The organism is Lysinibacillus sp. NPDC096418, from assembly GCF_044762775.1.
GTDB lineage: Bacteria > Bacillota > Bacilli > Bacillales_A > Planococcaceae > Lysinibacillus.
This window is the reverse complement of the sequence record NZ_JBIWEY010000011.1, coordinates 92881-106256: the sequence shown is the minus strand read 5'-3', so window position 1 is coordinate 106256 and position 13376 is coordinate 92881. Positions and strand designations below refer to the sequence as shown.

The 13376-nt window shown below is 36.5% G+C and carries 16 protein-coding genes and 1 riboswitch; of the genes, 8 read left to right on the top strand and 8 right to left on the bottom strand.

Annotated elements, in window-relative coordinates; translation table 11 throughout:
* Window positions 1–141 precede the first annotated feature (141 nt).
* Window positions 142–1080: a YihY/virulence factor BrkB family protein gene (locus ACIQZG_RS11195; protein WP_402755257.1), complete on the bottom strand. Its 939-nt coding sequence runs from the start codon at window positions 1078–1080 to the stop codon at window positions 142–144.
* An 83-nt stretch (window positions 1081–1163) separates the two neighbouring features.
* On the bottom strand, window positions 1164–1496 hold the full coding sequence (locus tag ACIQZG_RS11190) for a YtxH domain-containing protein (RefSeq protein ID WP_402755256.1): 333 nt from the start codon (window positions 1494–1496) through the stop codon (window positions 1164–1166).
* Between the two features lie 179 nt (window positions 1497–1675).
* Between ACIQZG_RS11190 and ACIQZG_RS11185 the strand changes: the two genes are divergently transcribed.
* Window positions 1676–1897, top strand: a complete 222-nt coding sequence (locus ACIQZG_RS11185) for a DUF1128 domain-containing protein (protein WP_402755255.1) — start codon at window positions 1676–1678, stop codon at window positions 1895–1897.
* Between the two features lie 49 nt (window positions 1898–1946).
* Here the strand turns inward: ACIQZG_RS11185 and motB are convergent, their stop codons facing one another.
* Window positions 1947–2714, bottom strand: coding sequence for a flagellar motor protein MotB (gene motB / locus ACIQZG_RS11180; RefSeq protein ID WP_402755254.1), 768 nt, complete (start codon window positions 2712–2714; stop codon window positions 1947–1949).
* Window positions 2698–3501, bottom strand: a complete 804-nt coding sequence (gene motA, locus ACIQZG_RS11175) for a flagellar motor stator protein MotA (RefSeq protein WP_402755253.1) — start codon at window positions 3499–3501, stop codon at window positions 2698–2700. Before motA ends, motB begins: the two co-directional genes overlap by 17 nt.
* Window positions 3502–4121: 620 nt before the next feature.
* On the opposite strand from motA, the gene ACIQZG_RS11170 reads away from it, so the two are divergent.
* Complete coding sequence (locus ACIQZG_RS11170) at window positions 4122–4256, top strand: hypothetical protein (protein ID WP_402755252.1); 135 nt, start codon at window positions 4122–4124, stop codon at window positions 4254–4256.
* 199 nt (window positions 4257–4455) lie between these two features.
* A complete protein-coding gene (locus ACIQZG_RS11165) occupies window positions 4456–5019 on the top strand; it encodes a beta-class carbonic anhydrase (protein WP_402755251.1) in 564 nt (187 codons plus the stop codon).
* Between the two features lie 53 nt (window positions 5020–5072).
* Here ACIQZG_RS11165 and ACIQZG_RS11160 read toward each other — a convergent pair whose 3' ends face one another.
* Together ACIQZG_RS11160 and ACIQZG_RS11155 are read right to left on the bottom strand one after the other, a co-directional pair.
* Window positions 5073–5657 (bottom strand): GNAT family N-acetyltransferase, encoded by a 585-nt coding sequence (locus ACIQZG_RS11160; RefSeq protein ID WP_402755250.1) that lies wholly within the window; start codon window positions 5655–5657, stop codon window positions 5073–5075.
* A gap of 127 nt (window positions 5658–5784) precedes the next feature.
* Window positions 5785–6555, bottom strand: coding sequence for a polyphosphate kinase 2 family protein (locus ACIQZG_RS11155; RefSeq protein ID WP_402755249.1), 771 nt, complete (start codon window positions 6553–6555; stop codon window positions 5785–5787).
* A 296-nt stretch (window positions 6556–6851) separates the two neighbouring features.
* Between ACIQZG_RS11155 and ACIQZG_RS11150 the strand changes: the two genes are divergently transcribed.
* Complete coding sequence (locus tag ACIQZG_RS11150) at window positions 6852–7583, top strand: hypothetical protein (RefSeq protein WP_402755248.1); 732 nt, start codon at window positions 6852–6854, stop codon at window positions 7581–7583.
* 28 nt (window positions 7584–7611) lie between these two features.
* On the opposite strand, the gene map is transcribed toward ACIQZG_RS11150, so the two are convergent.
* Together map and thiT are read right to left on the bottom strand one after the other, a co-directional pair.
* The gene (gene map / locus ACIQZG_RS11145; RefSeq protein WP_402755247.1) at window positions 7612–8367 is read right to left on the bottom strand and encodes a type I methionyl aminopeptidase; all 756 of its coding nucleotides are present in this window, start codon (window positions 8365–8367) and stop codon (window positions 7612–7614) included.
* A gap of 194 nt (window positions 8368–8561) precedes the next feature.
* Complete coding sequence (thiT, locus tag ACIQZG_RS11140) at window positions 8562–9122, bottom strand: energy-coupled thiamine transporter ThiT (RefSeq protein WP_402755246.1); 561 nt, start codon at window positions 9120–9122, stop codon at window positions 8562–8564.
* Between the two features lie 140 nt (window positions 9123–9262).
* A riboswitch (TPP riboswitch) is annotated at window positions 9263–9371 on the bottom strand.
* A gap of 130 nt (window positions 9372–9501) precedes the next feature.
* Here thiT and ACIQZG_RS11135 point away from each other — a divergent pair.
* The 4 genes from ACIQZG_RS11135 (at window position 9502) to ACIQZG_RS11120 (ending at window position 13341) form a co-directional block, all read left to right on the top strand.
* On the top strand, window positions 9502–9834 hold the full coding sequence (locus ACIQZG_RS11135) for a magnetosome magnetite crystal formation protein family (RefSeq protein ID WP_402755245.1): 333 nt from the start codon (window positions 9502–9504) through the stop codon (window positions 9832–9834).
* A 56-nt stretch (window positions 9835–9890) separates the two neighbouring features.
* Complete coding sequence (locus ACIQZG_RS11130) at window positions 9891–10016, top strand: hypothetical protein (protein ID WP_402755244.1); 126 nt, start codon at window positions 9891–9893, stop codon at window positions 10014–10016.
* Window positions 10017–10118: 102 nt separating this feature from the next.
* Entirely contained in the window at window positions 10119–11912 is a 1794-nt protein-coding gene (locus tag ACIQZG_RS11125) for a helix-turn-helix domain-containing protein (RefSeq protein WP_402755267.1), read from the top strand.
* A gap of 115 nt (window positions 11913–12027) precedes the next feature.
* Complete coding sequence (locus tag ACIQZG_RS11120) at window positions 12028–13341, top strand: GntP family permease (protein WP_402755243.1); 1314 nt, start codon at window positions 12028–12030, stop codon at window positions 13339–13341.
* Window positions 13342–13376: the final 35 nt, after the last annotated feature.

The window sequence follows — 13376 nt, the reverse complement described above, 5'->3', positions numbered from 1 at the left end:
GCAATGGACGTTAAAAAAAATGACTCCGGCAGCATACCGAAGTCATTTAATCGCTGTTTAATGTAGCAAATGGTCTTTTATTAAACTGTCTACTTTATAGGGTTCAGTTCATAATCGTGATGCAAGGCTTTTTCAATGTAATCAAAACTCAGGTGATTTTCGATGTTTGTATAATTCTTTTTGTAGCGCTCTTTTTTGCATTGTCGCATTGAGCATTGCGCCAAAAATTAAAATCATGCCGGTGAAATATAACCATAGCATTAAAATAATGACACCACCAATACTGCCGTATGTAGCAGAATAATTCCCAAAATTATTAATATAAAAAGAAAAGCCATATGTTAAGGCCAACCAAGCTAATGTAGAAAATATTGCACCTGGCCATACCCCCATTATCTTTTGTCGCGGACTCGTATTAGGTACAAACCAATAAAGTCCCAGTAAAACTAAAAAGATAAGCAACAAAGGCATACTCCAACGTATATTATTCCAGAACACAATGAATTTCTCTTCGACACCGACTATCGAAAATAAAAAACGCCCTATTTGCTGACCAAAGACAGGCAATAGTAACGCGACACCCACAACAACTACAAGTGCAATTGTAAAAACAAGAGATAGTCCTCTATTCACAATCCCTACTCTACCTTCCGTATCGTAGGCTTTATTTAATGCACGGAACAAGGCATTAATTCCTTTTGATGCAGACCAAATCGTACCGATTATCCCAATGGATAATAAACTACTATTACGACGCGTTAAAATTTCATTTAGTGTGCTTTCAATTAGCCTATATACTTCATCAGGCAATATGTTCACTAATGTCGAATACATTAGCTCGGTTTCTAAATTTAAATACGGTAACAACGTCACAAGGAAGATAAGCAACGGAAAAAAGGATAATAAAAAGAAATAAGCCAACTGGGCACTAAGTGCAGATATTTCAACTCGGTGGATTCGAAGCAGGATATCTTGCAAAAAGCCCTTTGAGGTTGTGACATCTACAGTCGCTACATCCGCTGAGACAAAGGCTTTTACAGCACCTAATGCAGCATTTGCTGATGCTTTTTTCTTCTCCATGCAGTTCTCCTCCTTACTATACAATCACACTTTGGCCGAATTGCACATATCACTATGGCTCGGTACTTAAACATTTATTAAAATTAAACTTGTTCTTTATCTGTTGGTGAGAAGGCAGATTTTGTATCACTAATCATATCTTGAATTGTGGAAGGTAACTCTTTAAACTCATCTACTTTTTCGACTAACATATTGACATTATCTGAAGCACTTTCATAAAACGACTGAGCAGCTGTCACTTTTTCTTGAATAAGTTCCTGCAATTCTTCTCGATTTTCTGCATAATAAGATACTGTTTCAGCAATTCTCTTTGTAGAAGCAATTGTTTTTTCACGTGTTGTACGATCAAGCATACTAAGTGCAGCACCTACTGCAGCGCCAACGATAATAGATGCTAATAACTTACTTTTCCCCATACTATAATACCTCCTACTAGTGTTAATATACATTTCCTCTATAGATAAATAAACAACTTACCTCCTCTATTCTACCCAAAAATAGGATGTTTTTAAAGCAATGCTCAAATACAGTGTTGACAATTTTTTTATTCAATGAAATGATATTGGCGAGGACTACGAAAGGTAGGTTTAAACAAATGAATTTATCAACACCATCTAAAGAAAATGTTATTTATATGGTTGAGCAAATGAAGGATAAACTTCGCATGGTCAATGTGGATGCAATGAAATCAGAGAATTTCGATGAAGCCAACTATGAGGATTTAGTATATTTATATGAAATGGTCATGAAGCGCGATTCATTTAGCCCTAGCGAAATGCAAGCGATCGTTGCAGAACTAGGCTCACTTCGTAAATAATAAAAGCTATTAGCTGCGGCGTAAAGCCTGTTGCTAATAGCTTTTATTTTTATTGTGTATTTGTTGTAACTGAACCGTCTTCTGCAACAAGAGGCTGAATTAACACTTCTACTCGACGGTTTTTCGCACGCCCCTCAGCAGTATCGTTTGGAGCAATGGCTTTGTTTTCACCATGCCCTTTTGCACTAAAATATCTCGGATCTAAATTCTCATTACTATTTATTAAAACTTTCAGGAAGTTTGTAGCACGCATAACCGACAATTCCCAGTTTGAGGCAAATTCAGAACCTGATTGTGGTACATTATCTGTATGCCCTGTAACGACAATATTACGTGCAGGATCTAATACTAATACATCGGCAAGCTCTTTAGCAATCGGTTGATACTCTGATTTAATCGTTGCTTTTCCCGAGTCGAATAGGATACTATCACGAATCGTTACTAATAAACCTTCATCAGTCATCTCCGTTGCAAACTGACCTTCCATTTCATTAACTGCGATGAAATTATCGACACTACCCTTAATCTCAGCTAGTTCCTGCTGATCTTTTAAGTAAGCCGAATTTTGTTGAGGTGTTTCATCACTATCTGCATTAGGTGTTTGCACTGCTGATGGTTGTTCTAAAAAGCTCGTCCCACCATCAAACACTTGAGTAAAAACTTGTGACATTCGATCTAGCTTTTCTTGGTCAACCGAACTTGAGGCAAATAACACGATGAATAACGCTAATAACAGCGTCAAAATATCTGCGTACGGTACTAACCATGACTCATCCATATGCTCTTCATGCTTTTTTTTCTTAGCTTTCTTTGCCAAGGCCGCCCGCCCCGCTTTCACCCATAATTTGACGACGTTCTTCCATCGTTAAGTAAGAAGATAATTTCTGTTCAATAACACGTGGAGCTTCCCCTTCTAAAACAGAAAGGATTCCTTCAATCATCATGCGCTTTTGCTTTACTTCTACAGATGATTTGCGTTTTAACTTGTTGGCAAATGGATGCCATAAAACATAACCTGTGAAGATACCTAACAATGTTGCCATGAAGGCAGCTGAAATGGCATGTCCTAATTTTTCAATATCATTCATATCTGCTAATGCGGCGATTAAACCAACTACCGCACCAAGTACCCCAAGTGTAGGGGCATATGTACCTGCTTGCGAGAAGATTGCAGCACCACTTGTATGACGATCTTCCATTGCTTCCACTTCTTCCGTCAATACATCACGAATATAATCTGCATTTTGACCATCAATGGCTAATGTAAGGCCATTTTTCAAGAATGGATCTTGAACTTCAGAAGCTTTACTTTCAAGAGCTAGTAAACCTTCTCGACGTGCTAAATCAGCCCACTGTGAAAACATTTTAATGATTTCAATATCATCAGCTAATTTAGTCTCTTTAAATAGGATTTTAAATAACTTTGGTACACGCTTTAATTCCTTCATTGGGAAGGCAATCGTAACCGCGGAGATTGTACCAAAAATGATGATTAATATGGCTGCAGGATTGTAAAATGCACTTAAGCTTACACCTTTCAACACCATTCCTGTTAGTAGCGCAATAAACGCTAAAATTATACCGACTAACGACGACATATCCATTAATAGAACCTCCAAATCTTAAACCAGTATTGATTACGTTTAATTTTTCCATATTATATAATATAGTATAAATGTATTTTAAAAATTAATCGATGCCATAAATGCTATTTCTTTGAATTTTGACTATATTTGATTATATTGAATTAAGAATAATACACTAATTTGTTCATATTCTAATTGAGTTAAGGATTTGTTATTATCATTTGACACAATTTTACTACACAATACTAAATTAGCTACGAAAATAGTATTAAATACCCAAAAAACACCACCTTTTTAAATGAGTTGTTAGACCGATAAGGCAAAACCAACTCATATAATTATCGAAATATCGAGGTGAAATGATAAAAAAATGATTCCATCGACTTTTTCAGTCAAAATTAGGTTGCTAATCATTATGAAAAAGTTCCAAAAGAGACATTCTTTTTTTCACCCTCAAAAAATCCAACAGTTTTCATGGAGCATACTACATCAGTAACACACCCAAATAATTTATTAACATACATTTCTAACAAACTCTTGCCATATATTTCATAAATTAACCTTACTCTTTTATGACAATCTATTGTATAATTGCATTTAATGAAAGTTGATTATCTAGTAGAAAGGGGTATTTATCTATGTTCATCACAACTGTACTTGGCTTTTCGGCCGTTCTATTAATTGCAACTGCATTCTTCATCCATTACCTACAAGTAGGTTTAGATTCTAAATCTTCAGTAACTGTAGATCCAAAACCAACACAAAAATTTTAATCTCTGTTAAGACAGCTACTATTTTTGTAGCTGTTTTTTCTTTATTATATGCTATATATTTATCACCTTTATTTCGATATACTAAGTAAATTACTGAACTTCTTAATTTCTTCGCAAAATTGCGTGAATATTGTCATTATTGTTTGCGTATTTTTAATTTTGCTCTAAAATGTTTCAGTAGGGAAGGGAGCAATTTTTCATGACAATGTTAAAAGATATTCTAGAATTCAATGAAGATTTTGTACAAGACAAAAAATACGAACCTTTTATTACAACAAAATACCCAGATAAACATATTGTAGTTTTATCTTGTATGGATACTCGCCTTGTCGAGCTTTTACCAAAAGCAATGAATCTACGAAATGGTGATGTAAAAATCGTAAAAAGTGCAGGAGCATTAATTAGTCATCCATTTGGCGCAGTTATGCGTAGCTTACTAGTTGCCGTTTACGAATTACAAGCAGACGAAGTATATGTAGTTGGTCATTATGACTGTGGTATGAGTGCAGTTGATCCTGAGTCTATGCTAAGTAAGATGGTAGACCGAGGCGTAAGCGAAGAAACAATTAAAATGATGGAGTATTCTGGTATCGATCTAAAAGAGTTTTTACGTGGCTTTGGCGACGTAGCGACAAGTGTAATGAAAAGTGTTGATACAATACGCAATCACCCACTAATGGTAAAAGATATTCCTGTTCACGGTCTAGTCATCGATCCTAATACAGGTCGTCTAGATTTAATCGCAGACGGTGCCAATCAATAAAAAGATGTGTCTATCCTTCGAAGTCTCGGAGGATAGACACATCTTTTTTAAGTTTATTTTTCTAAGCGTGCATACATATAATGATCTACCCATTTCCCATTAATATATAATAGTTTACGCAATAAACCCTCCTGCTGGAATCCCGCTTTTTCAAGTACCCGAATAGAAGGCCTATTTTCTGGTGCTACATACGCCTCAATACGATGTAAACCAATTTCCTCAAATGCAAAATTGGCAACTAATTCTACTGCTTCTGTCACAATACCTTTTCCAACATAAGCTTCATCCATTGCATAGCCTACAAACCCACTTGAATACGGCAATCTTTTCACTGAGTAAATTGCAATATGTCCGATTAAATAATCTGTACCAAGCTCATAAATGCCAAATGTGAATTCCCGTTGAGTGCCCATTAAATATAAGCTTTCCTGAATTTTTTTATATTGTGTGTCTACTGTATAGTAGTCAGGCCGATTCAGCGGTTCGTATGTAGACCAAAAGTATTTATTGCGGCTTACGAGACCTGTTAAACTCCGTGCATCTTTTTCTTGGAATGTCCGAACGTAGCATTTCTTCCCCTCAATCAACACCACATTTCCACCCTTTTTCTTTAGTAAATTCCAAATTTTCAACACCATTTCTCCACACAAACCTTCCAATAATTGTCGATATATTTCTCATTGTATGTAAAAAAAGATGCTGCTACAACTAAATCAGCTTATTGTTTAGTTGTAGCAACATCTCTCGTATTATTATATTTTCTACTTACACATTTGATGATTCTAGTGTGTCTAATATATTTGTTAAATGCAAACCGCGTCTTTGAGCTTCACGCTCGATGTGTGCAATTGTTTCTTGTAGCACTTGTACACGTGAATGTTTTTTATCGTCGCCCGCTACTAAAATCCATGGAGCATTTTCCTTATCTGTTTTCTCAAACATGTCATTGGCCGCCTCTATGTATAGAGGTGTTTTTTCACGGTTACGCCAATCTTCTTCTGTTAGCTTCCATGCTTTATACGGATCTTGTGCTCTGTCTGTAAAACGTTTTAACTGTTCTTCATCGGATACATGTAACCAGAACTTCACAACTATGTAATCTCCGTCTGTCAGTAGCTTTTCATAGTTATTAATTTCATCGTATGCACGAGACCACTCTTCCTTTGTCGCAAAGCCTTCGATACGCTCTACAAGTACACGCCCATACCATGACCGGTCAAAAATTGAGATTTGCCCATGCTGCGGCAATTTACGCCAGAAGCGTTGTAAATAGTTGTAACGAAGTTCATGTGGTTGCGGTGCCGATATTGGATGCACTACATAGCCGCGCGGGTCTACTCGTTCGATAAGGCGTTTAATAGCTCCCCCCTTACCTGCCGCATCCATGCCTTCAAATACAAGTATAAGACCTATTTTATTATTTAGTAAAAATTGTTGAGCATTTAACATTTCATATTGAAGGACTTTTAATTTCTTTTTATACATTTTTTTATCTAATTCAATGGATAAATCTAAATCTTTTATAGTTTGAGACATTTAAAAACCTCCCCTTATGTGATTAATCTTATTGTACAAGAGATAAGTAAGCTTGAATATAAAAATGGTAAATTGTAGATAATACTAACAAATTAGCATAATATACTAGTCGGTATTTCCGTTATAATTAAACGTTGTATTATTTGAAAGGCTCATTCGGATTACTTCGCTCATCAACAGAACATTTCGGATTATCGCTATAAAAGGTATACTTATTTAATAAATAGAAATTCAGTGACAATCATATACTTATTTGCTTTTTCACTATACAATTTAACAGGAAGGGAGAGGAAATTATGCCTCAATTTATTTTCGTGACAATTACGTATATTGTCGCACTCATCCTAACCTTTTCATCCTATATCATAAAGATAAATGGTCAATCTTCATTAGAAATTTCTAACCGCTTACCGGTTATGTTTGCCCCTTTAAATGTAAGTTATGTTATTTGGATTGTGATTTTTATATTACTCGGTTATTGGTTAGTTATGAATCTGAATAAACAGCGCACGCAGGAAGCCTTGTCTCTCAAGCAGGGAATACTATTTGGGAGCGCATGTACACTACAAATGTTGATGATAATCTTCTGGCATTTAGAACTATTTATCGCCTCTTTAATCGTCACGTTCATGTTAGTCCTTTACTTATTTATGCTGTATAATACGTATCCACTCAGCAATAATAAGCTAACTGGTCGTGTACCACTGTCTATTTATTTTGCATGGACAACATTTCTACTCATGACAAATTTAAGTTTTACATTAACCTCATTTGAATGGAATGGTTTTGGTTTAAGTAACCCTCTATGGGCCGTTATTTTATTAACAGTTGGCACTGCCATTGCTTTACATATTCGCTTCCATCATTTCGATATTGCGTTTCCACTTGTCTTCATTTGGGCATACATCGGCATCGCACTCCATAATGGCTTTGATGAACTTCTTGTGACAACAGCTGCACTTTTTTTATGTGGTGTCCTGCTTGTCGGCATAATATTCATCAAAAAAAATCCCGCATACCAAAAATAATTTGGTATACGGGATTTTTTATTTTTTGTTACTCGTCATCTAACGTTGTTAGAATAATTGGTGCACCCTTAGTGACAATGATCGAATGCTCAATTTGTGCAACTAATGATTTGTCTGGTGTGACAAATGTCCAGCCATCACCAGACTCAACAATATGCTCAGCTTTTGCGGAGATGAATGGCTCAACAGCAAGCACCATACCCTCCTTCATAATTGTTGTATCCCATGCATCGTAATAGTTTAAAATATGACTTGGCTCATCGTGTAAAGACTTCCCTAAACCGTGACCTGTTAAGTTCATAATAACTGTTAAATCATTCGCATAGGCTTCACGCTCAACAGCCTTACCAATTTGGTTTAGTTTTGAGCCAGCTTTTACTTTAGTCATCGCACGTTCAAAAGCACTTTTCGCTACGCGGCAAAGCTTTTCTTTCTCTTCATAGCCTTCACCAACTACGAATGAAATACCTGTATCTGCAAAATAACCATTTAAAGAACCAGATACGTCGATGTTCACGATGTCCCCTTCTTGAATGACACGGCTACCAGGAATACCATGTGCTACTTCTTCATTCACACTAATGCAAGTATAACCAGGGAAATCATATTCTCCTTTAGGTCCAGATACAGCGCCTCGCTCGGCAAACATACGTCCTGCAATCTCATCTATTTCCAGTGTCGTCACACCTGGTTTTGTAGCGGCCTTCATCGCTTCACGGATTTCAGCGCAAATACGGCCAATTTTTTTAAAAGCTTCAATTTCTTCTTGTGTTTTTACAATCATTTTAAAACGTCCCTTTCATCCTAATGTCTACTCTTTAATATACCACAACTCCAGTATAAAAATGAGGAATCCGCGTTATTTGGTATGTCAATTACGCCTTGGCATATTTGCCTTCAAATTTCGAATAGTGTATGAACACCAGTTAAAAAAGCTAAAAACCGCCCGATTATTAGAGAAATCAGACGGTTTAATAATTAAGATTTTCGTTGCATTAATTGTGGTGCAGATGTAAATAATAGCACGCAAGCCACAGCTGTTAAAATTGTAGCAGGCAGCATATACGTTCCGTTGTAAATAATAGAATAAACCCATGCATTTTGGTCGCCAGCATATTCTGCAAAGAACACTGCACCAGCAGCCGTATGTGCAGCATACCTTAAAAAGCCTGCTACAACGATGCCAATGATAATATAGTTTGCCATTTTCACCTTATTCGAATTCGCGGCTGCATCAAGTACTGGTTTACGTACAATCGCTGCTAGCCCAACAACCGTGAAGGCAACGCCGTAATCTAATAAACCTTGGAACCAGTGTACGATATAAGCTCCAAACATTGTTTGCATAACACCAACGAGTAGACCAGTTGTTAACCCTGCACCTAGTCCCCAACGAAATGCTATTAATACAATCGGCACCATGACAAGACTAACCGAGCCACCCTGTGCCCATACTTTAAATGATACTTGGTCGAGCACAAGGCCTACCGCAGCAAAAATCGCAATTTCCACCAGCATTAATAATCTTTTTTTGTCCATAACATTATTCTCTCCTTTGTTCCGATGTAGGATACAAGGCAGGAATAGAAATCAGTTGCTTTAATGCTTGGCTGTCTGGCAATCTACTATAATGGGTAAAATAAAAACGATGCCAGGACAGAGCCTAACATCGTAAAAGTGTCGGTTTCTATCCACAATCCCTACGCAAGCGTTAACTTACAGGTTCAAAGAGTGAAGGCATTACGTGCCAAGTCTCAGCCGACATCATCGGCACCCCTTGTGGTCGTTACATCTAGATTTTTGTTTGAACATCATTATTGTACGCAAACACTCGCCCAATTACAACCGTCTCTTTACTAAATTTTTTTGAAACTTTTCAGATTTTTGTGCGTAAATATTAAAAAAGGAGGGACAACTAATGGAGAATCAAAAAATCTTATCTGCATTTAGTTATCTCAGTATTTTTTTCGCACCATTTATCGTACCTTTAGTCGTTTATTTTATTTCAAAGGATAACGAAGTTAAGCGCCACTCTATTCGAGCACTCATCTCACACTTAATTCCAGTTGCTTTTGGTATCGTTTTCTTTATCCTATTCGTCTTCTCAACGATATCGTTTAATACAACTGATCCATTTGCAAATGGCAATTCGCTCATTATTGTTTGGCTAGTTACCTTTGTTATTTACTTATTCGTATCACTAGGCATTGTCATTTGGAACATCATTCAAGCAGTACGCGTTGTCCGTTAATGTTTCTTCCAGACAAAAACAGGTAGCAATAATGATAAAAAGGGAGTTGGATTCAAATGAAAGTATCTAACGTAGTAAAGACTGCTGTTAAATTAGCACCAATCGTTATTCCTATCATAAGAAAAGTAGTAGAAGCTAAAAAAGGAAAGGCTCCTACTTCATCAAACACATACACAAAATAATTTGTTCGCTTTAGCTATCTCCAGTTCGTGAGATAGCTTTTTTATTGTCTGCATACATCCACAAATATAGTTTAAAATGAATAGCAACAAAACAAAAAGGAGCTGTTTACGATAAATACCGAAAAACAATTACTAAGCTTAGTCAATGCAGCGCAAGTACTTACTTCAACGCTCGATATTAATCAAGTGCTGGAAAAGCTGATGAGTGAAGTATTACATGTTATTGATGGTGCCGATGCAGGGGTACTATTTATGCTTAATACACAGACTAATCGACTGATTGCCAAGCATGCCATTGGCTATAATCTCGCACACTTAAAAAAAATTCATCTGGCCTCTAATGAAGGTATGACTGGAAAAGTGTTTTCACAAAAAAAGGCGTTTAGATTCCATTCGAGTGACGATGTAACTGAGAACATGTCCGACTTATTCCCACTATATGAGGAAGACTATACAAAGGCAGTTGGTGACTTTGCATATCCCAAAAGCGCTGTTTGTGCACCACTTCTCGATAAAAGTAACGCATGTATCGGCGTATTAACAATTGTCAATTTTTCAGGGGATACACACTTTGAAAATAACGATTTAATGATGCTACAAGCATTCGCCAATCAATCATCTATTGCGATTGAAAACGCAAAACTATTCACGCAAAATGAGCGCTCCAAGCGGATTTATGATGCGCTAACACGTGTTTCTTTAACACGAGGTCGTCTCAGCGACATGACAGATACACTGGCTTCTTTACTTGGACAACCAGTAGCCATTATGACAGATTTTTATGATGTACTTGTTGCCTCATCCGCAACAGCAAAACACGCTGCAGAACTTTTGAGGGAGCAGCAAATTGAGTATCTAAATAACGTAGTACAGCAGTGCGTGCAACATCAAGTTCACATCGCAATGGACGAAGATATGTATGTAAGTTACTTATTCCCGATTCATACAGAACGTGGTGTTATCGGTATGCTACTTGTTGTGATGCACGATCATTTGCAGATGGATCCTCTTGACTTGTTTGCTGTCGAACAGGCAAGCGCTCTATTTGCTCTTCAGTTAGCTGAGCAAGAAAAGGAACTTGAAATTTCTTTCAAATACGACGGCTATTTGTTGCAACAACTTTTAAATTTAGATTTCACTGGATTTTATAAGCGCCAAGAAGCACTTCAAACTACGCATTTCTTATGCGCTACGCTACAGCTTCAAGATAATGCTTTCGGCGTTATGCAAACAAAAAAACAGCAGCAACAATTTAGCCAATTACTCTATCGTGCTTCACGTTTATTTTCTTTTCCGATTTTCACCTCGGAGCACGATTTCCACTATCAATTTTTATTTATGAACAATCTCCAAGTACCTGTTGAACAATTTAAAGAACATATTCAACAGTTTTTCGAGCTAATTGATAAAGATGTGAAAATATACAATTCTTTATCCTTTCATGTTGGTCTTGGACGAGTTTTCGAATCTATAGAAAATATTACAAGCTCACACCGTGATTCAAAAAAGTGCATCGACTATTTACAAACACTTGAACAAGCACCACTTATTTTGTCCTATGACAAACTTGGGCCTTATACACTTTTTTTAAATAACGATCCACAGGAAATGGCAGAGTACATAGATATGAAACTTGGAGCAATTATCAAATATGACAATCAACATAAAACGGATTTGTTATACACACTTAAATTGTATTTTGTACATAATCAAAATCGCAAACACACTGCGGAAGCGTGCTTTGTGCATATAAACACGATTAAATATAGGCTTCAGACTATTTTTTCATTACTTGATATCAATGAAAAAAACGGGCAAATTATGTTTGAGTTGAATCTCGCACTCTATATGCAATCGTACTTACAAAATGCCAAATTGGCCAAAACAAACAAATGACAAACTCTACCTTTGTCGTTTTTTACATAGTAATTTTATAGCATTCATTGTTATACTATATCCTACTTGTTGAATTTTCAGAATATTTAAGATAAACATGGAGGACCTGAGAACAATGGAAATATGGAGTTTGTTTACGATTATTGCTTCACTTGCATTATTAATATTTTTAGCATTACGAGGTTTCAGTATTATTATCATTGCGCCAATCGCTAGTTTGGTCGTAATACTATTAAACCAAATGCCTATTCTAGATTCTCTCCAAGGGAACTATATGAGTGGATTTATGAACTTTATGAAAAATTACTACCTCATCTTTTTGTTTGCCGCAATTTTCGGTAAATTCATGGAAGATAGTGGTGCAGCACGATCAATTGCTGAAAAGCTATTAATCGTTATGGGACGTAATAGCAAGTTCAATGCACTGATGGCAATCGTGATTATTTGTGCCTTTTTAACACTAGGTGGTATTAATACATACGTTGTTATTTTTGCTATTTTACCAATTGCTAAGCCATTGTTTAAGGAATTAAATATGCCTTGGCACTTGTTCACAGGGGCATTCTTCTTTGGAATAGCAACCTTTACGATGACGATGCTTCCAGGTTCACCATCTGTACAAAACATTATTCCAACAAAATACTTAGGCACAACTACTACAGCAGCTCCTGTTGTTGGAATTGTCGCTACGATTACCATTATTTTTTTAAACTGCTTCTATTTAAAACGTCAATTATCAAAGTCAGAGGCACGTGGTGAAACATATGAGAATATGAAAAATCCAGATAAAAATGATTCAAAAGCATTTGAGGCAACAGCAAAAAAATTACCGCCATTTATCTTAAGTGTTTTACCACCAATCTTTTTAATCGTCACATTAAACGTGTTTAAAGTAGATATCCTCTACACGTTAATGCTTACTGTTCTTATTGCGATTATTATCTTCTGGAAATATATCGATAACAAATTACAGGCGATAAACATTGGCGCAACGAATACCGTTTTACCAATTATCAATACTAGTGCGGATGTCGGATATGGGACAGTAATTGCTGCTACAGCTGGCTTTGGTTTAATAACAGAAATGCTTGCTAACATTCCTGGCAGCCCGTTAATTTCCCTTTACGTAGCCATTGCAGCACTCGCAGGGATTACAGGTACAGCATCTGGTGGTCTCGGCATTGCAATGGAAACGTTTGTTCAGACGTATTTAGATTTAGGTGTTGCCCCTGAGGCAATTCACCGTATTGCAGCAATCGCCTCTGGTAGTTTAGATTCATTGCCTCATAATGGTGCAGTTATTACTGTACTTGCAGTTATTGGCTTAACGCATAAAGATGCCTACAAACACATATTCTTTGTATCAGTCATCGGTCCATTAGTGGCTGCCATTCCAGCACTAATTGCCGCTATCTTAATTTATTCGTAATACTAATTCGCCCTCACGCTATATGAGGGCATTAA

Coding starts and splice junctions, on each gene's coding strand:
- ACIQZG_RS11195 (WP_402755257.1), bottom strand. CDS start 1,080: ATGGAGAAGAAAAAAGCATCAGCAAATGCTGCATTAGGTGCTGTAAAA.
- ACIQZG_RS11190 (WP_402755256.1), bottom strand. CDS start 1,496: ATGGGGAAAAGTAAGTTATTAGCATCTATTATCGTTGGCGCTGCAGTA.
- ACIQZG_RS11185 (WP_402755255.1), top strand. CDS start 1,676: ATGAATTTATCAACACCATCTAAAGAAAATGTTATTTATATGGTTGAG.
- motA (WP_402755253.1), bottom strand. CDS start 3,501: ATGGATATGTCGTCGTTAGTCGGTATAATTTTAGCGTTTATTGCGCTA.
- ACIQZG_RS11170 (WP_402755252.1), top strand. CDS start 4,122: ATGTTCATCACAACTGTACTTGGCTTTTCGGCCGTTCTATTAATTGCA.
- ACIQZG_RS11165 (WP_402755251.1), top strand. CDS start 4,456: ATGACAATGTTAAAAGATATTCTAGAATTCAATGAAGATTTTGTACAA.
- ACIQZG_RS11160 (WP_402755250.1), bottom strand. CDS start 5,657: ATGGTGTTGAAAATTTGGAATTTACTAAAGAAAAAGGGTGGAAATGTG.
- ACIQZG_RS11155 (WP_402755249.1), bottom strand. CDS start 6,555: ATGTCTCAAACTATAAAAGATTTAGATTTATCCATTGAATTAGATAAA.
- ACIQZG_RS11150 (WP_402755248.1), top strand. CDS start 6,852: ATGCCTCAATTTATTTTCGTGACAATTACGTATATTGTCGCACTCATC.
- map (WP_402755247.1), bottom strand. CDS start 8,367: ATGATTGTAAAAACACAAGAAGAAATTGAAGCTTTTAAAAAAATTGGC.
- thiT (WP_402755246.1), bottom strand. CDS start 9,122: ATGGACAAAAAAAGATTATTAATGCTGGTGGAAATTGCGATTTTTGCT.
- ACIQZG_RS11135 (WP_402755245.1), top strand. CDS start 9,502: ATGGAGAATCAAAAAATCTTATCTGCATTTAGTTATCTCAGTATTTTT.
- ACIQZG_RS11130 (WP_402755244.1), top strand. CDS start 9,891: ATGAAAGTATCTAACGTAGTAAAGACTGCTGTTAAATTAGCACCAATC.
- ACIQZG_RS11120 (WP_402755243.1), top strand. CDS start 12,028: ATGGAAATATGGAGTTTGTTTACGATTATTGCTTCACTTGCATTATTA.